At 74.3% G+C, this 16,973-nt stretch carries 15 protein-coding genes; 9 read left to right on the top strand and 6 right to left on the bottom strand.

Annotated elements, in window-relative coordinates; translation table 11 throughout:
- Nucleotides 1-71: 71 nt before the first annotated feature.
- Both AC1C2W_RS01045 and AC1C2W_RS01040 read right to left on the bottom strand, forming a co-directional pair.
- Complete coding sequence (locus tag AC1C2W_RS01045) at nucleotides 72-455, bottom strand: cold-shock protein (RefSeq protein WP_495388444.1); 384 nt, start codon at nucleotides 453-455, stop codon at nucleotides 72-74.
- Nucleotides 456-595: 140 nt separating this feature from the next.
- Entirely contained in the window at nucleotides 596-1,366 is a 771-nt protein-coding gene (locus AC1C2W_RS01040; RefSeq protein WP_495412113.1) for a TetR/AcrR family transcriptional regulator, read from the bottom strand.
- Between the two features lie 122 nt (nucleotides 1,367-1,488).
- Here AC1C2W_RS01040 and AC1C2W_RS01035 point away from each other — a divergent pair, with 122 nt between their 5' ends.
- On the top strand, nucleotides 1,489-2,412 hold the full coding sequence (locus tag AC1C2W_RS01035; protein WP_495412112.1) for an NAD-dependent epimerase/dehydratase family protein: 924 nt from the start codon (nucleotides 1,489-1,491) through the stop codon (nucleotides 2,410-2,412).
- Nucleotides 2,413-2,529: 117 nt separating this feature from the next.
- On the top strand, nucleotides 2,530-5,040 hold the full coding sequence (locus tag AC1C2W_RS01030) for a helicase-associated domain-containing protein (protein ID WP_495412111.1): 2,511 nt from the start codon (nucleotides 2,530-2,532) through the stop codon (nucleotides 5,038-5,040).
- A 33-nt stretch (nucleotides 5,041-5,073) separates the two neighbouring features.
- On the opposite strand, the gene AC1C2W_RS01025 is transcribed toward AC1C2W_RS01030, so the two are convergent.
- Nucleotides 5,074-5,817 (bottom strand): class I SAM-dependent methyltransferase, encoded by a 744-nt coding sequence (locus tag AC1C2W_RS01025; protein WP_495412110.1) that lies wholly within the window; start codon nucleotides 5,815-5,817, stop codon nucleotides 5,074-5,076.
- 77 nt (nucleotides 5,818-5,894) lie between these two features.
- On the opposite strand from AC1C2W_RS01025, the gene AC1C2W_RS01020 reads away from it, so the two are divergent.
- On the top strand, nucleotides 5,895-6,398 hold the full coding sequence (locus AC1C2W_RS01020; RefSeq protein ID WP_495388221.1) for a PadR family transcriptional regulator: 504 nt from the start codon (nucleotides 5,895-5,897) through the stop codon (nucleotides 6,396-6,398).
- Nucleotides 6,399-6,685: 287 nt separating this feature from the next.
- Here the strand turns inward: AC1C2W_RS01020 and AC1C2W_RS01015 are convergent, their stop codons facing one another.
- The gene (locus AC1C2W_RS01015) at nucleotides 6,686-7,090 is read right to left on the bottom strand and encodes a hypothetical protein (protein ID WP_495412109.1); all 405 of its coding nucleotides are present in this window, start codon (nucleotides 7,088-7,090) and stop codon (nucleotides 6,686-6,688) included.
- A gap of 269 nt (nucleotides 7,091-7,359) precedes the next feature.
- Here AC1C2W_RS01015 and AC1C2W_RS01010 point away from each other — a divergent pair, with 269 nt between their 5' ends.
- The 4 genes from AC1C2W_RS01010 to AC1C2W_RS00995 all read left to right on the top strand — a co-directional run bounded on the left by AC1C2W_RS01010 (nucleotide 7,360) and on the right by AC1C2W_RS00995 (nucleotide 12,990).
- On the top strand, nucleotides 7,360-9,045 hold the full coding sequence (locus AC1C2W_RS01010; RefSeq protein WP_495388222.1) for a DNA repair helicase XPB: 1,686 nt from the start codon (nucleotides 7,360-7,362) through the stop codon (nucleotides 9,043-9,045).
- Nucleotides 9,046-9,300: 255 nt separating this feature from the next.
- A complete protein-coding gene (locus tag AC1C2W_RS01005) occupies nucleotides 9,301-11,358 on the top strand; it encodes a TPM domain-containing protein (protein ID WP_495412108.1) in 2,058 nt (685 codons plus the stop codon).
- A 114-nt stretch (nucleotides 11,359-11,472) separates the two neighbouring features.
- Nucleotides 11,473-12,228 (top strand): PspA/IM30 family protein, encoded by a 756-nt coding sequence (locus AC1C2W_RS01000; protein WP_495388224.1) that lies wholly within the window; start codon nucleotides 11,473-11,475, stop codon nucleotides 12,226-12,228.
- 123 nt (nucleotides 12,229-12,351) lie between these two features.
- Nucleotides 12,352-12,990, top strand: a complete 639-nt coding sequence (locus AC1C2W_RS00995) for an NYN domain-containing protein (protein ID WP_495388225.1) — start codon at nucleotides 12,352-12,354, stop codon at nucleotides 12,988-12,990.
- Here the strand turns inward: AC1C2W_RS00995 and AC1C2W_RS00990 are convergent.
- Both AC1C2W_RS00990 and AC1C2W_RS00985 read right to left on the bottom strand, forming a co-directional pair.
- Nucleotides 12,950-13,171 carry a hypothetical protein gene (locus tag AC1C2W_RS00990; RefSeq protein ID WP_495412107.1) on the bottom strand — a complete coding sequence of 74 codons (222 nt, stop codon included), beginning with the start codon at nucleotides 13,169-13,171 and terminating at the stop codon, nucleotides 12,950-12,952. The two genes, AC1C2W_RS00995 and AC1C2W_RS00990, sit on opposite strands and share 41 nt — an antisense overlap.
- 60 nt (nucleotides 13,172-13,231) lie before the next feature.
- On the bottom strand, nucleotides 13,232-14,485 hold the full coding sequence (locus tag AC1C2W_RS00985) for a winged helix DNA-binding domain-containing protein (RefSeq protein ID WP_495412106.1): 1,254 nt from the start codon (nucleotides 14,483-14,485) through the stop codon (nucleotides 13,232-13,234).
- A 96-nt stretch (nucleotides 14,486-14,581) separates the two neighbouring features.
- Between AC1C2W_RS00985 and AC1C2W_RS00980 the strand changes: the two genes are divergently transcribed.
- Together AC1C2W_RS00980 and AC1C2W_RS00975 are read left to right on the top strand one after the other, a co-directional pair.
- Nucleotides 14,582-15,322 carry a response regulator transcription factor gene (locus tag AC1C2W_RS00980; RefSeq protein WP_495412105.1) on the top strand — a complete coding sequence of 247 codons (741 nt, stop codon included), beginning with the start codon at nucleotides 14,582-14,584 and terminating at the stop codon, nucleotides 15,320-15,322.
- Nucleotides 15,319-16,932 (top strand): sensor histidine kinase, encoded by a 1,614-nt coding sequence (locus tag AC1C2W_RS00975; RefSeq protein ID WP_495412104.1) that lies wholly within the window; start codon nucleotides 15,319-15,321, stop codon nucleotides 16,930-16,932. The genes AC1C2W_RS00980 and AC1C2W_RS00975 overlap by 4 nt, the downstream gene beginning before the upstream one ends.
- Nucleotides 16,933-16,973 lie beyond the last annotated feature (41 nt).

Raw genomic sequence — 16,973 nt, 5'->3', positions numbered from 1 at the left:
TCGTGCTCGTCATTTGTCTCGGGGTTGCCCTCGTCCCGGCTGCTAGCGCCGGGGTCTGCGGCCCGCGCCGGTCAGGAGTCGAGGTCGTCGGCCACCGCGCGCAGCAGCGTCGCGACGCGCTTGCCCGACGCGGAGTCCGGGTACTTGCCCCGCTTGAGCTGGTCGCCCACGTGGTCGAGCACCTTGATGAGGTCCTCGACGATGCCTCCCAGCTCGGACGGCGCCTTGCGCTTCGCCTTCGCCGTCGTCGGCACCGGGTCGAGCACCTTCACCGAGAGCGCGGACGGACCACGACGGCCGTCGGCGACACCGAACTCCACGCGCGAACCGGGCTTGACGCCCGTCACGTCCGTGGGCAGCGCAGACGCGTGCAGGAAGATCTCGCTGCCGTCCTCGCTGGCGATGAAGCCGAACCCGCGCTCCTCGTCGTACCACTTGACCTTGCCGGTGGGCACCTCGACCTCTTCGTTCTCGTCGGCGACTGACGGCCGCCCGCTGGTGCGGGGCCGCCTCCGGCGCGCGTCGGGCACCTGCCCGGCACGCGGCCAGAGGTTCAGGCTACCGGCCGGTGCGCCCGTGCGCTGCATCGGTCCGGTCACGCGATGCCGAGGTCGGCGGCGAGGCGGAGCGCAACGGCGTCGTACCAGCGCTCGGTGTCCGACACCGAGCCCACGAGGTGGCCGAAGAGCTCGAACGAGACCGTGCCGAAGAGCGTCGTCCAGGCCATGAGCGTGCGCGCCACCGTCTCGGTCGGGGCGTCGGCGAGGATCCCGCGCGCCGCGACGAACTCCCGGGCCGGGCCGACGACGGCGGTCACGTCGGGCGCCCCCGTGGGCGCCTGCCGGGGGCACGCGCCGGCCGCGTGGGCGCGCGCCACGATCGTGACGAGCACGCGGACCACCCGGGTGGCCGGGTCCACCGTATGGCGCGGCGCCGCGTACCCGGGCACGGGCGTGCCGTAGAGCAGCGCGAACTCGCCCGGCTGCGCGACGGCCCACCCGCGCAGCGCGCGGCACGCCGCCAGCCAGCGCGCCGCCGCGTCGTCCTGGTCGGCGACGCCGGCGTCCGCCAGCTCGACCGCCGCGCCCAGCTCGTCGTAGCACTCGACGATGAGCGCCGTGAGGAGGGCGTCCCGGCTGGGGAAGTACCGGTACACGGCCGAGGAGACCATGCCGACGTCGCGGGCCACGGCGCGCAGGGAGAGCGCGGCAGGCCCCTCGGCGGCGAGGCGGACGCGGGCCGCGGCGAGGATCTCGCGCGTGATCGTCTCGCGGGCCAGCGCGCGGGCGGTGCGGGGGGCGCGACTCACGTCGGGCTCGGCGGCGGGCACTGCGTCGGGTACTGCGTCGGGTACTGCGTCGGACATGAGGCACAGGGTGGCACGCGAGAGCGCCGCCCACCAATGAGAGCAGTGCTCTTGTCAGACGCTCGTCACCGTGCCATGCTCGCCACAACAGAGAGCGCTGCTCTCGGAATGGAGCACCCGCCATGACTGATCGCCACCTCGTCGTCGGTGCCGGGCCCGTCGGCCGTCACGTCGCCGCCGACCTCGCCGCCCGCGGCTCCCACGTCACCGTCGTCACCCGCTCGGGCCGCGACACCGGGATCGACGGCGTCACCCACGCCGCCCTCGACGCCTCCGACGCCGACGCGCTCGCCCGCGCCGCCGAGGGCACCGACGTCCTGTACAACTGCGCGAACCCCGGCGACTACACGCTGTGGGAGCGCGCCTGGCCGCCGCTGGCCGCTGCGCTGCTCACCGCGGCCGAGCGGTCCGGCGCCGTCTACGCCATCACCGGAAACCTCTACCCCTACGGGCCCGTCGACGGGCCCATGACCGAGGGCCTCCCCGACGCCGCCACCGACCACAAGGGCCGGCTGCGTGCGCGCCTGTGGGCCGGTGCCCGGGAGGCGTTCGAGGGCGGTCGGCTGCGGGGCGTCGTCGAGGTGCGCGGCTCCGACTACCTGGGCCCCGGTGTCGGCGACAACGGGCACGTCTCCCGCGTGCTGCCCGCCGCGCTCCAGGGCCGGCGCGTGACGATGATGGGCCGCCCCGACGTGCCGCACACGTTCACCGACGTCGGTGACGTCGCCCGCACGCTCGTCACGGCAGCCGAGGACCCCGGGGCACACGGCCGCGTCTGGCACGTGCCGAGCAACGCTCCGCGCACCCAGGCCCAGGCGCTGACCGACGTGCTGGCCACGGCCGGGCGCCCGCCCGTGCGCGTGGGCGCGCTGCGGGGCCCGGCCCTCGCGGCCGCCGCGGCCTTCTCGCCCATGCTGCGCGAGCTCCGCGAGCTCATCTACCAGTGGGAGCGGCCCTACGTGCTTGACGACACGGCCGCCCGGGCGCGCTGGGGCATCGAGCCCACACCGTGGGAGGAGATCTGCCGGCGCACCGCCCAGGGCTGAGTCCCCCGACCCCGAGTGCCGAACAGGCTGTTGACACCGTGATCGCGCCTCCGGGCCGCCCATCACGGTGTCACCCGCCGGTTCGGCACCCGGGTGGCGGCGCGTAGCATCGATCAGATGGCCAACACGTCGCCGGAAGGCATGAAGGAGGCCGACGTCACGGGCGGCGCCGGCTTCCCGGCTGCGCCCCGCACCTTCACGGAGGCGATCCGCAGCCGCAACGACGACGAGCTGCTGGCCCTGCTGCGTGCCCGGCCCGACCTGGCCACGCCGTCGCCGTCCACCCTGCGTTCCCTCGCCGCCCGCGCATCCAGCCGCACCGCCCTCGAGCGGGCTCTGGCCCGGGCCGACGCCCGCACGCTGCAGGTGCTGGAGGCCGTCGTGGTCCTGGCGGACGCCGGACCGGTGGCGCCGCGGGACGTGCTCAAGGCGGTCGGGGCCGAGGACGCGACGGCCGCCGAGGGCGCCTCCTCCGCCGTCGAGCGGGCCCTTGCCGACGTCCTGACCTCCGCCCTCGTGTGGGACGCGGGCGAGCCCGGTCGGCCCGACCTGCGCCCCGCACCCGGGCTGGACGAGCTGCTCGGCCCACACCCCGCCGGCCTGGGCCCGGCCCGGCCGGCCGCCATCCGTCCCGCGGCGTCGCCTTCCCGTGCGCCGTCCGACCAGGGGACGTCGACGGACGGGGACGCAGGCCGCGGCGACCGGGTCGCGCTCGACGACCTGCCGACGGGCGGCCGCGAGGTGCTGGACGCCCTCGCATGGGGCCCGCCGATCGGCGTCGTGCCACCGCCAGGCACTCCGGCCCGCGGCGCGGTCGACGCGCTGGTGGACGCCCGCCTCCTGCTGCGCACGGACGCCCGGCACGTGGCCCTGCCGCGCGACGTCGGGCTGGCGCTGCGCGACGGACGCACGCACCGCTCCCCCGAGCTCACACCTCCGCTCCCCGAGGGGCGGGCGGTGCCGCAGGCGACGGTCGACGCGGAGTCAGCCGGCGCCGCGCTGGAGCTGGTGCGCCGCGTGGACCTCCTCGTGGCCGCCTGGGACGACACGGCCCCTCCGGTGCTGCGCAGCGGGGGCCTGGGCGTGCGCGACCTGCGTCGCACCGCGCAGGCGCTGGGCACCGACGAGACGGAGACGGCGTTCGTCGTCGAGCTGGCCGCGTCCGCCGGGGTGGTCGCCGACGACGGCGAGGCACCGCCGTCGTACCGGTCCACCACCGTCGCGGACGCGTGGGAGGGCATGGACGACGCCGAGCGCTGGGCACTGCTCGCCGCCGCGTGGGCGGCGTCGCGGCGCACGCCGTGGCTGATCGGGTCGCGCGACGAGAAGGGGACGCTGCGCGCGCCGCTCTCCCCCGACCTGCACCGCGCCTGGGTGCCGCGGCTGCGCGGCCAGGTGCTCGACGTCCTGGCCGCCCGGCCCGGCGTCGCCCTCGACCTCGACGCCGTGATGACCGTGCTGCGCTGGCACGCGCCCCGCACCGTGCCGCCGGAGCAGGCCGTGGCGGGGCTGCTGGGCGAGGCAGCACGGCTGGGCGTGACCGGCGCCGGCGCGCTGTCCGGGCCCGGGCGCGCCCTGCTGCCGCACCTGCCGGACGCGCGTCCCGCCGAGGGCGATCCCGCGACCGACCACGCGAGCGGCGGGCTAGCGGAGGCGATGCGGGCAGCGCTTCCTCCCGAGGTGGACGAGGTACTCCTGCAGGGCGACCTCACCGGCATCGTGCCGGGCCGGCCGTCGCAGGCGCTGGCCACGCTGCTGGAACGCTCTGCGGACGTGGAGTCGCGGGCCGCGGCGACGACGGTGCGCTTCTCGGCGGCGTCGGTCACGCGTGCGCTGGACCACGGCACGACGGCGGACGAGCTGCTGGGCGCGCTGGCGGGGCGCTCCCCGGTGCCGGTGCCGCAGCCCCTGGAGTACCTGGTCCGCGACACCGCGCGGCGGCACGAGTCGCTGCGCGTCGGGTCCGCCGGGTCGTACGTCCGCGCGGCCGACCCGAGCGTGCTGGCCGGGCTGGCTCAGGACCCCCGGCTGGCCCACCTGGGCCTCGTCCGCCTCGCCCCGACCGTCCTCGCCGCGGCGGTGCCCGCCGCCGAGCTGCACGACGCGCTGCGCGCGCGGGGGCTCCTGTCCGCCGTCGAGGGCCCCGACGGGCACGTGCTCAGCGTCCGCCTGCGCCGGCCCCCGCGGCTCGAGCGCGGCTCCCGCGGCCCGCGGCGCGGCCCCGCGGCCGAGACCGAGCCGACGTCTGAAGACGCGCGCGCGACGCTCGTGGCGCGGCTGCGCGCAGCGGACTCCGGGGACGAGACGGCCGTGGACCGGCTCGCCCGGAGCACCCGGGCGACCCCCGGCCCCGCCGGGCCGGGCCGGGCCGCCATCCCGCGCCCCGCGCCCGCCGCGCGACGACGCTCTACCGAGCCCGGCGACACCCTCGCCACCCTGCACGACGCGCTCCGCGACGGCCGCCTGGTGTGGATCGAGATGGTGGGTGGCTCCGGCGTCCTGGAGCGTCGCGAGCTCAAGCCGCTGCGGCTCGACGGCGGCCGGCTGCGCGCGCTCGACCCCGTCCGAGAGGCCGAGCTCACCGTCGCCGTGCACCGCATCGCCGCCGTCGAGCCCGTCGACGGCTGAACCCCGCCGCGGGACGAGCAGCCGCGGGCGCTGTCACGGTCGTGCGGCGTCGACCCCGGCGGCGGCCATCCACGGCCCACTCCACCAGCTGCGCCAACCGAGTCGAACCGGGCCGGTCACGGTCAGACCGAGCCGCCGCAGCTCGGCGACGTATTCGCGCGTGCGCTGGATGTCGACGATGAGGACACGGCCACCGGGCGCCAGTACCCGCACCGCCTCCTGGATCGCAGCGCACCGTCCTTCGGCCGTGGAGATGTTGTGGAGCGACAGGCTCGCCGTCACGAGCGCGAAGGAGCCGTCGGGGTAGGGCAGATGCGTCATGTCGCCGGTGTCGAAGCGGACCCGGTCGCCGACGCCGTTCAGCGTCGCGTTGCCCGCTGCCGCGTCGTGTGAGTTGCCGGACTGGTCGCCGGTGCGCCACAGGTCGATGCCGGTCACGGTAGCCCCGGGGAACCTCGCGGCGGCCATGATCGCGACCGAACCACGCCCGCAGCCGAGGTCGAGCACCCGCGCACCGGCCGGTAGTGACCCGCGGCGCAGCAGGCCGTCCCAGATCACGAACTTCCCGCGCCGGGACGCATGCCAGTAGAGGGCCGCGCCGGTCAGGTAGAGAAGCGTGCAGGCGGCGAAGAACCACGCCAGCACGACTGTCCACCATCCCGCGTTCCACAGCCCGAACCCGACAGCGACGCCGGCCGACACGACGGCGACCCCGATCCATAACCACGGCACCCAGGGCGCGTCGACGCCATAGCTCCCGCGCGGCTTGACTGACATGTCCGACCTCCACTACTAAAGTTTGAGTAGACGATAGCGGAGAAGGAGCGGTCATGGCGAAGCAAATCAGTCGACTCATGGTGCTCGGCGTCATCGCCTACCGAGCGCCGGTCAGCGGCTACGGCATCGAGAGAATCTTCGGCGAATGGGCGGTCGCCCGCTGGACGACGATCGCGCCCGCGTCGATCTACCACCAGCTCCGCTCACTGACCACGGCGGGTCTGATCGAGCCGGCCGACGATGGCGCAAGCCGCGCCGTCGACTACTGCTGCACCCCGAGCGGGCGGGCCGAGCTCCACCGACTGCTCCTGTCGCTGCTGAACGAACAGGACTTCCAGCCGCTCAGCCTCGTCCCGCTCCTGCACTTCACACCCTTGCTGACCACCGCTGAGCTGACGGGCGGGCTGCGCCGACGCATCGCGCTCCTCGACCAGATGATCGCCCACGAGGCTGACGTCATCGAACGTGCCGAGGCGTCGGGGCCGTCGCACGTCACCGAGATCTTCCGACTCACCTGGCAGGGCTATCGCGCCGACCACGCCTGGTGCCAGGACTTCCTGAACCGGATCGAGTCGTCCTGATCTCCCGTTCGTCGTGGGGCCGCCGTCGAGCCCGTGGACGGCACGGGGACAGGGCACCTCGTCCTCGACACCCGCCGCCAGACGTCGCACGATGAGAAGGTCATGGCACAGCGTCCGGCTGCCGCACGTCGGCACGCCGCCCCCTCCTCCCCCCGCGGAGGTCGACCTGGTCGCGCGGATCTGTCCCACGTCGGCAACGGGCTGCGCACCACGATCGTCCTGCACGAGGTCGCGCACCAGGCGCGCGGTGTGTCCCCCGAGCCGCTCGTCCGCGTAGGCCCGTCCCGCTAGGCCGCGACCGCTGCTCGGATACGGTCCGCGGCGATCTCCCGCGCCGTGCGCCGGGCGATGCGGCCGGTGTACCCGACCATCCCCGGCCGGTGCACGTAGCCGACGAACCGCGGCCCCGGTGCCGCCTCCGTGCCGTCACGCACCAGGGGCATTCCCTCGTCGTCGAGCACCACCTGGTCCACGACCGCCGGGCCCACTGCCGCTGGACCGGGCACCCACCACCAGCACCGCCCGCCCCCGGAACCGCTCTCCGTTGCCCTGGCCCCGGGCCGGGCCGCCACGCCCCGGCTCTCGGCGTAGTCCCGGAGGTACTGCACGTACTGATCGCGGGTGGGGAACTGACCGAGCTCGCGCAGGAAGGGCGCGCCCGGCAGCGCCGAGTTGCGCCGCGACGTGTTCAACCGCAGCGAGTCGTAGCGCGACGCCCAGGCGGCGCGGACGACGACGGCCTGGGATCGATACTCATGACGGTCTCCTTCCCGACGGACGGGCGCGGCCTGCCGGCCCGTCGCTGCCAGAATGGTGTCTGCCCGCGCGGCGCTCCATCCCCATCTGGGGGATCTGGGGCGTGGGCCCTCCGGACCGCCCGTCGTCCGTCCTCGACGTGTCCGGAACACACGACCCGCATCCGGTGTTGGGATGCTGGATGCCCCCCGGGGAGAGGAGACGCATGACCGACGGCCCCCTGATCGTGCAGAGCGACAAGTCCATCCTGCTGGAGGTGGACCACCCCCGCGGCGATGACGCGCGCCGCGCCATCGCGCCGTTCGCGGAGCTGGAGCGGGCGCCCGAGCACATCCACACCTACCGGCTCACCAGCCTCGGGCTGTGGAACGCGCGCGCCGCCGGTCACGACGCCGAGCAGGTCGTCAACACGCTCATCGACTACTCGCGCTACCCGGTGCCGCACGCGCTGCTGATCGACGTGGCCGAGACCATGGGCCGCTACGGGCGCCTCACCCTCGCCACCCACCCGACGCACGGGCTCGTGCTCCAGGCCACCGACCGCGCCGTGCTCGCCGAGGTGCTCAAGTCCAAGCGCACCTCCGGCCTGGTGGGCGAGCGCGTCGACGACGAGACCGTCGTCGTGCACCCGTCCGAGCGCGGCCACCTCAAGCAGGTGCTGGTGAAGCTCGGCTGGCCGGCGGAGGATCTCGCGGGGTACGTCGACGGCGAGAAGCACGAGATCGCACTCACCTCGCCCACGACGCCGCGCACCCCGACGGAGGAGCCGCACACCTGGGAGCTGCGCCCCTACCAGGCGCAGGCCGTGGACGGGTTCTGGCACGGCGGCTCCGGCGTCGTCGTGCTGCCGTGCGGCGCGGGCAAGACGATCGTCGGCGCGGCCGCGATGGCGAAGTCCGGCACGACCACGCTCATCCTGGTCACCAACACCGTCAGCGCCCGGCAGTGGCGCGACGAGCTGGTGCGTCGCACCACCCTCACCGAGGACGAGATCGGCGAGTACTCCGGCGCCCGCAAGGAGATCAAGCCGGTCACCATCGCCACGTACCAGGTGCTCACCACCAAGCGGAAGGGCGTCTACACGCACCTCGAGCTGCTGGACGCACGCGACTGGGGCCTGGTCCTGTACGACGAGGTGCACCTGCTGCCCGCGCCGATCTTCCGCATGACGGCGGACCTGCAGGCCCGCCGTCGTCTGGGCCTCACCGCCACGCTGGTGCGCGAGGACGGGCGGGAGGACGAGGTGTTCAGCCTCATCGGGCCCAAGCGCTACGACGCCCCGTGGAAGGACATCGAGGCGCAGGGGTACATCGCCCCCGCCGACTGCGTCGAGGTGCGCCTCACGCTGCCCGAGCACGAGCGGATGGTGTACGCGACGGCCGAGCCGGAGGACAAGTACCGGCTGGCCGCGTGCGCGCCGGGCAAGAACCGGGTGGTCGAGCAGATCGTCGAGCAGCACCCCGACGATCAGGTGCTCGTCATCGGGCAGTACCTGGACCAGCTCGAGGAGCTCAGCCAGCACCTGGACGCCCCGCTCATCACGGGCGCGACCACCGTCCGCGAGCGCCAGCGGCTGTTCGAGGCGTTCCGCTCCGGGGAGATATCGCGGCTGGTCGTGTCCAAGGTGGCGAACTTCTCCATCGACCTGCCCGAGGCGTCCGTGGCGATCCAGGTGTCCGGGTCGTTCGGGTCGCGGCAGGAGGAGGCGCAGCGCCTCGGGCGCATCATGCGGCCCAAGGCGGACGGCCGGACGGCGCACTTCTACGCCGTCGTCGCACGCGACACCGTGGACCAGGACTTCGCCGCCCACCGCCAGCGGTTCCTCGCCGAGCAGGGGTACGCGTACCGCATCGTCGACGCGGAGGACCTCGACGCCCCCGCCATCGACTGAGCCTGTCGAAACCCCTCTCCGCCGGTTGAGCCTGTCGAAACCCCTCTCCGCCGGTCGAGCCTGTCGAAACCCCTCTCCGCTGGTTGAGCTTGTCGAAACCCCTCTCCGCCGGTTGAGCTTGTCGAAACCCACCCCGCATGGTTTCGACAGGCTCAACCGACGGGCTGGTTTCGACAGGCTCAACCAGCGGGGCTACAGGCTCGACAAGCGATCGGCGCGATTGCGTCCGTCCGCCCTGCGCGACACGATCAGGACGTGATTCCCCCCGTTCCTGCCGCGCCGCGCCGCGGCGCCGCGGCCGTCGGCGCCTGCGTGCTGGCCGTCCTGCTGGCTCTCGCCGGCGCTGCCCTGCCCGTCGCCACCGCTTCCGCCGTCCCTCCCCTGACCCAGCTCGACACCGAGATCACCGACGAGGCGGGGGTGCTCGGCGGCGACAAGGCCGAGGTGCAGGCGGCGCTCGACCAGCTCGCCGACGAGACCCCGTACCAGCTCTTCGTCGTCTACGTGGACTCCTTCGACGGGGTCGACGGCCGCGACTGGGCCAACGCGACCGCCACCTCCGCGGCGCTGGGCGTGGACGACCTGCTGCTCGCGGTCGCCACCGAGGACCGCGTGTACGGCCTCTCCGTGGACTCCAACGCCGCCATCACCGACGACCAGCTGGACGCGGTCGAAGGGACGGTCGAGGACCACCTGCGCGACGAGGACTGGGCCGGCGCCGCCGTCGCGGCGGCGGACACGGTGCGCACGGGCGGCGGCTCGTCCGGCGGCGCAGTCCCCTGGGGGGCGATCCTCGGGATCGGTCTGCTGATCCTGGTCGTCGTGGGCGTCTGGCTCTGGTTCCGGTCCCGCCGCGCGTCGGAGGCGCGCGCCACCGCCCCGGCCGGTGCCGACGAGGTCGCCGCCCTACCGACCCCGGAGCTCGAGCGCCGGGTCGGCACCGCGCTGGTCGGGATCGACGACGCCGTGCGCACCTCCGAGCAGGAGCTGGGCTTCGCGCAGGCGGAGTTCGGCCTCGAGGCCACCCAGAACTTCTCCGCCGCGCTCGAGGCCGCCAAGGCGGACGTCGCGCAGGCGTTCCACCTACGCCAGGAGCTGGACGACGACGTACCCGAGGACGAGGCGCGCCGCCGGCAGCTGCTCACCGAGATCCTCGAGCTGTGCGAGCACGCCGGCGCGTCGCTGGACGAGCAGACAGACGCGTTCGACGAGCTGCGCTCCCTGCAGCAGCGCGCGCCGGAGCTGCTCGACGAGACCCAGCAGCGCGCGGGCGAGATCGAGGCACGTGTCGCGGTGGCGCGCGAGATGCTCACGGGCCTCGCGGCGACATACCCCGCCTCAGCACTGGCGTCCGTCAGCGGCAACCCGGACCAGGCGGCGGTGCTCGTCGAGCACGCGCGCGAGGCCGTGACCGCCGGGCGCGCCGCGCTGACCGGCCGCACCCGGGCCGCGGCGGTCGCCCACCTGCGCGCGGCGCAGAACGCGCTGGGCCAGGCGGGCACGCTGCTGGACGCCGTCGACCAGGCGGGAACGCAGCTCGCCTCGGCCGGCACCGACCTGGACAAGGGGCTCGCGTCGATCGGGCAGGACGTGGCCGACGCCGCGCGGCTCGTGCCCGCAGACCCGCCCGGGGACGCCGAGCCGGTGGCCGACCGCGCTGCCGTCGCGGCCGCGCGCGCCGAGGCCGAGGCCGCGATGGCGCAGGCCCGCGACGCCCGCTCCGGCGGCGACCCGCTCGCGGCGCTGCACCGCCTCACGGCGGCCGAGGCGGCGCTGGACGCCGCGCTTGCCCCCGCACGGGAGAAGGCGGAGTCGGACGCCCGCGCCCGCGCGCTGCTGCGCGACACGCTCGGCCGGGTCGACTCGCAGGTGCGGGCCACGCAGGACTACATCGCGACCCGCCGCGGCGCCGTCGGCCCCGACGCCCGCACCCGGCTGGCCGAGGCCGCGCGCCTCGTCGCCGAGGCGCAGGCTCTGCAGACCGAGGACCCGACCGCGGCGCTCGAGCGCGCCCAGCGCGCCGAGCAGTACGCGCAGCAGGCGGCGCAGGCCGCCGAGCGGGACACGTCGACCTGGGGGATGAACCAGGGCGGCACGCCTGGCGGGGGTGGCAGCAACATCGGCGGGATGGTGCTCGGCGGGATCCTGCTCGACTCCGTGCTCCGCGGGTCCGGCGGCAGGTACGGGGGTGGCCGACGTCGCGGCAGCTCCGGCGGTTTCGGCGGCGGATTCGGCGGCGGCGGCTTCGGCGGCGGCGGCGCGGGACGTCGCGGCGGCGGCCGCGGCGGGAGGTCGCGCGGCGGACGTTTCTGACGTCGGAACTCGCCCGCGGCCGCGGGCGTTCTGACCAGCACACGACGACGCATCACGGCAGCACACGACGGCACCACCTGGCGACAGGACCGGGCGACGGAAGGAAGCACGACCATGACGCAGAAGCAGAGCATCCTCGGGCGTATCAGCCAGCTCGCGAAGGCGAACATCAACTCGCTGCTGGACCGTGCCGAGGACCCGCAGAAGTTGCTCGACCAGCTGGTGCGCGACTACACGAACAACATCGCCGAGGCCGAGCAGGCGATCGCCCAGACCATCGGCAACCTGCGGCTGGCCGAGCAGGACTTCGAGGAGGACGTCGCCGCCTCCCGCGAGTGGGGCACCAAGGCCCTCGCGGCGTCGCGCAAGGCGGACGAGTACCGGACCGCGGGCAACACCGCCGACGCCGACAAGTTCGACCGGCTCGCGAAGGTGGCGCTGCGCAAGCAGCTCGACGCCGAGTCAGAGGTCAAGACCGCGCAGCCGATGATCGAGCAGCAGCGCGTGACCGTCGAGAAGCTCAAGTCCGGCCTCGCCGCGATGAAGGACAAGCTGGTCGACCTGAAGTCGCGGCGCGACCAGCTCGTGGCCCGGCAGAAGGCGGCGCAGGCCCAGCAGACCGTGCAGGGCGCGATCAGCTCCATCAACGTGCTCGACCCGACGAGCGAGATCTCCCGCTTCGAGGAGACCGTGCGCCGCGAGGAGGCCATGGCCATGGGCCAGGCGGAGATCGCCGCGACCTCGCTGGACGCCCAGTTCGCCGAGCTCGAGGCCTCCGACGAGGAGATCGAGCTCGAGGCCCGGCTCGCCGCCCTGAAGGCCGGCAGCCCCTCGACCCCGCAGATCTCCCCCACGACCGACCAGCCCTGACCGACACCCGCCGGTTGAGCCTGTCGAAACCTCCCCGCCGGTTGAGCCTGTCGAAACCCGGGGACATGGTTTCGACAGGCTCAACCAGCGGGGAACTCGGAGCGGGCGGATACGCTGTCAGGCATGTCCCCCTCCTTCGCCGGCACTTCGCCGGTGGTCGCGCCCACCCCCACGCCGTCGACGGCCGGTACGCCCGAGGGCGAGGCGCCCCGACGGACGTATCTGCTGGTGGACGGCGAGAACATCGACGCCACCCTCGGCATGAACGTCCTCAACCGACGGCCGAACCCCGAGGAGCGCCCCCGCTGGGACCGCATCTCGGCGTTCGCGCAGAAGCTGTGGGAGCAGGACGTCGTCCCGCTGTTCTTCCTCAACGCCAGCAGCGGGCAGATGCCGATGGCGTTCGTGCAGGCGCTGCTCGCGATGGGCTACCGGCCCATCCCGCTGTCGTCGACGGGCACGGAGAAGGTCGTCGACGTCGGCATCCAGCGCACGCTGGAGGCCCTGGCCGGCCGGGACGGCGACGTCCTGCTCGCCAGCCACGACGGCGACTTCCTGCCGCAGATCGAGGCACTGCTCGGCGGGGACCGCCGCGTGGGGCTCCTCGCGTTCCGCGAGTTCGTCAACGGGCAGTTCAGCCAGCTCACCGAGCAGGGCCTGGAGATGTTCGACCTCGAGGGCGACGCCGACGCGTTCACCGCGCCTCTGCCCCGCGTGCGGATCATCCCGCTCGACGAGTTCGACCCGCTGCGCTACCTCTGAGCCCTCGCCGGCCGCGCACCGTGTCGCCCACGGTGAGCACCTGCGCGACGCCGGTGACGCCCGTGCGCTCCATGGCGCGGTGCACCATGTACGGCGCCGGGCGGCCCGCCGGCACGTCGTCGGTGCACACCACGGTGTCCACCACGGTGTCCACCACGGCGTGCCAGCCGAGGCTGTCCATCAGCAGGCCGGTGACGTCGGGGAGAACCCGTCGTCAGGGCGAGAGCCCGCCCGCCCGGCGTCAGGCGAGCAGCTCGCGGTACAGCGGCGTCACGTACCCGGGCGTGAAGCCGGCGCCGCCCAGCAGTGCGCCGAGCCGAGCCGCCTCGGCAGCGACGGCCGCCTCGCCGTCGGCGCCGACGTCCTCGAGCAGCCGCCACCGGATCTCGCCGTCGGGTCGGGCCACCCACGCGCCCACGATCCGCCCCTGCCACCAGACCGTCGCGCCCGCGTTGCCGGCGCTGTCGAAGAGCTGCGGACGGTGCGGGCCCAGGTACCAGTCCCGGGCGGCCCACCCCATCGTCGTCGGGTCGAGCGTGGGCAGCAGCGCCGCCTGCGGGTCCAGGGGCGGGACGTCGTCGTCGAGGTCGAGGTCGAGGTCGAGGTCGAGGTCGGTCGAGCGCAGCATCACGCCGTCGGCGACCTCGACGTCGGCACCGGGCGCGCCGACCTCGACCTCCACCTCGCGCACGCCGAGGGCCGCGACCGCGCGGCGCGCCTGACCGAGGTTCCAGCCGGTCCACCACTTCAGGTCCGCCACAGTGGCGGGCCCGAACGCCTCCAGCCACGCCCGGGCGAGCTCCACGCGCGCCGCGTCCTCGTCCATCGGCGGGATCCCGCCGGGGAACCAGTCGGTCATCGGCGACCACACGTGCCGCGGCGACGACCAGGCCCCGCGCGGCTCGCCGCGCACGACGGTGCCCTCGGCCGAGAGCACCGACAGCAGCGGCGACGTCATGGTGCGACGCACGTCCCACGGCTTGTCGGTGGTGGGCAGGAACGCCGTGCGCAGCAGTGGCGCGGCGCGCGAGAGCTGCGCCCCGTCGAGCGGGCCCTGCTCCACGAGCGCGGCGTGCACCTGCGCCTCCGCCGCGGCCAGCAGCGCCTTCGGGTCGGCGACGGGCGGGTCGGTGGGCAGGGTCTCGAGCTCCTTGAGGAGCCGGGTCCGCAGGCGGCCCGCCACCGCGGCCGACGCCGCCGCGTGCACCACGGGCACCCTCGCGCGCGGCACCACGAACATCGTGCGCCGCATCCCCAGCACCTTGACGAGGCTGTGCCGGTCGAAGAGCGCGGCGCGCACGTCGTCGAGCGTGAGGCCCGGCACCCGGGCGAGCACCGCCAGGTGCACGCTCGGCGCGTCGGTCGCGTGCAGCGCGACGAGCCGCTCCGTGACCTCCTCCGGCGTCGTCGCCGCGGGCCTTCCCGGCTGGTCGGCACCGAGCGCGAGCTGGTGCGCCACGACCCGGCGCCGACGCTGTTCCCCTGTGATCCGCACCCGCCCATCATGGAGCCCGGCACCCACGCCGCGAGCACCAGGACCGTCCAAGGGTCTTCCCAGGCAACCCCCAGTCCCCGGTCGCACACTGGAGCCATGAGCGCACCCGAGGCACGCCTCGTCGTCGTGGACGACGAGCCCAACATCCGCGAGCTGCTGTCCACCTCCCTGCGTTTCGCCGGGTTCGAGGTGCACGCGGCCGGTGACGGGAACGGTGCGCTGCAGCTCGTCCGGGACGTCGAGCCCGACCTGGTCGTGCTCGACGTGATGCTGCCCGACATGGACGGCTTCACCGTGACGCGCCGCATGCGCTCCACCGGCCGGCACACGCCCGTGCTCTTCCTCACCGCCCGCGACGACACGCAGGACAAGGTGCAGGGCCTGACCGTGGGCGGCGACGACTACGTCACCAAGCCGTTCAGCCTGGAGGAGGTCGTGGCCCGCATCCGCGCCGTCCTGCGACGCACCCACACGGGCGAGCCCGACAACGACGACGCCGTCGTGCGCGTCGGCGACCTCGAGCTCGACGAGGACTCGCACGAGGTCCGTCGCGCCGGCGTCGAGGTGGACCTCTCCCCCACCGAGTTCAAGCTGCTGCGCTACCTCATGCTCAACGCCGGCCGCGTGCTGTCCAAGGCGCAGATCCTCGACCACGTGTGGCAGTACGACTGGGGCGGCGACGCCAACATCGTCGAGTCCTACATCTCCTACCTGCGCCGCAAGATCGACAACCTCACCATCACCGGCCCGGACGGTAAGGACGTCGACCTGCCGCCGCTGATCCACACCAAGCGCGGCGTGGGCTACCTGCTGCGCGAGCCCCAGGCGCCGCGATGAGCACGTCGTCGCCGGGTGCACCGGGGAGGACGGCCGACCCGACGAGCGTGGGCACGACGGCGGACGGCCCGGCGCTGCCCGCCGACCCGCGGTCCGCCCCGGCGGCGCCCGTCGCGGACTCGGACGCGTCGTCCCCCCGCTGGACGTGGATGGAGCGGCTGCCCCTGCGCACCCGGCTCGTCGCGATCACTGTGCTCGTGCTCGCGGCGGGGCTGGTCCTCGCGGCCGTCGTGACGCGGGTCGTCGTGTCGGGGTACCTCGTCGACCAGACGGACGACCAGCTCCAGCAGTCCGCCACTGGGGTCGCGAAGATGACCCTCAACACGTCCGGCGACATGGTGCAGCGCGCGCCCAGCGAGTATGTCGTCATCCTGCGCGACATCGACGGGGCCACGTCGGAACCGATGGTGTGGCCTGCGACAAGGGAGAGGTTCGGCACCCCCGAGATTCCTGACGAGCCGGTCTCCGCCGTGGTCGAGCGCGGCCCCGACCCCTTCACCGTCGGGTCGACGGGCGGGAGGGAGCCGGGAGACTGGCGAATCGTCGCCCTCCCGTACACGTCGTCGGGCAGCGTCCAGGGCGCCGCGTACGTCGCGCTTCCCCTCGCCGGCGTGCAGCAGACGGTCGCGTACCTCACCCGGTCCCTGCTCTTCTCGGCCCTCGGCATCGTCATCGTGGGCGGCGCGATCTCGTTCCTCCTCGTGCACCGGTCGCTGCGGCCGCTGCGGCGGATCGAGGCGACGGCCGCGAAGATCGCCGACGGCGACCTCTCGCAGCGCATCCCGGAGCGCCCGCCGTCCACCGAGGTGGGCTCGCTCTCCCTGTCGCTGAACACGATGCTCGCGCAGATCGAGCGCGCGTTCTCCGCCCAGGAGGAGTCGGAGCGCCGCATGCGCCGCTTCGTCTCGGACGCGAGCCACGAGCTGCGCACGCCACTGGCCACGGTCAAGGGCTACGGCGAGCTGTACCGCATGGGCGCGCTCGACACCCCCGAGAAGATCGACGACACGATGGCCCGCATCGAGGACTCCGCGCGACGCATGAGCACGCTCGTCACCGACCTGCTCGTGCTCGCGCGGCTCGACGAGGGACGCCCGATGCGACGCGAGGACGTGGACCTGGTGCCGATGGCCCGCGACGCCGCGCAGGACCTGCACGCGCTGGACCCCACGCGCGAGGTCGTCGTGACGGGCCTGCGCGACGGCGAGGAGCCGCCGGGCGACGCCCGGGTCACGGGCGACCGCGACCGGCTGCGGCAGGTGCTGACCAACCTGGTCGGGAATGTGGCGCGGCACACGCCGGCCGGGTCGCCGGCCGAGATCGCCGTGGGCCCAGGACCCGACGGCGGCGCCGTGATGGAGGTGCGCGACCACGGCGCGGGCATCGCGCCGGAGCAGGCCGAGCGCGTCTTCGAGCGGTTCTACCGGGCCGACTCGTCGCGCAACCGCGAGTCGGGCGGGTCCGGGCTGGGCATGGCGATCGTCGCCGCGATCGTGGGCGCCCACCACGGGCACGTGTCGGTGAGCGAGACGCCGGGCGGCGGCCTGACGGTGCGTGTTCAGCTGCCCCCGCCGGACGGCTACGATGGCGCGTCGTCTTCGTCCGCCTGACCGGCGTGGTCGGGCTGCGGTACGTTGCCGCCGCTCGGTCG

The organism is Isoptericola sp. Y581 (assembly GCF_059445475.1).
This window is presented reverse-complemented; position numbering and strand designations above follow the sequence as displayed.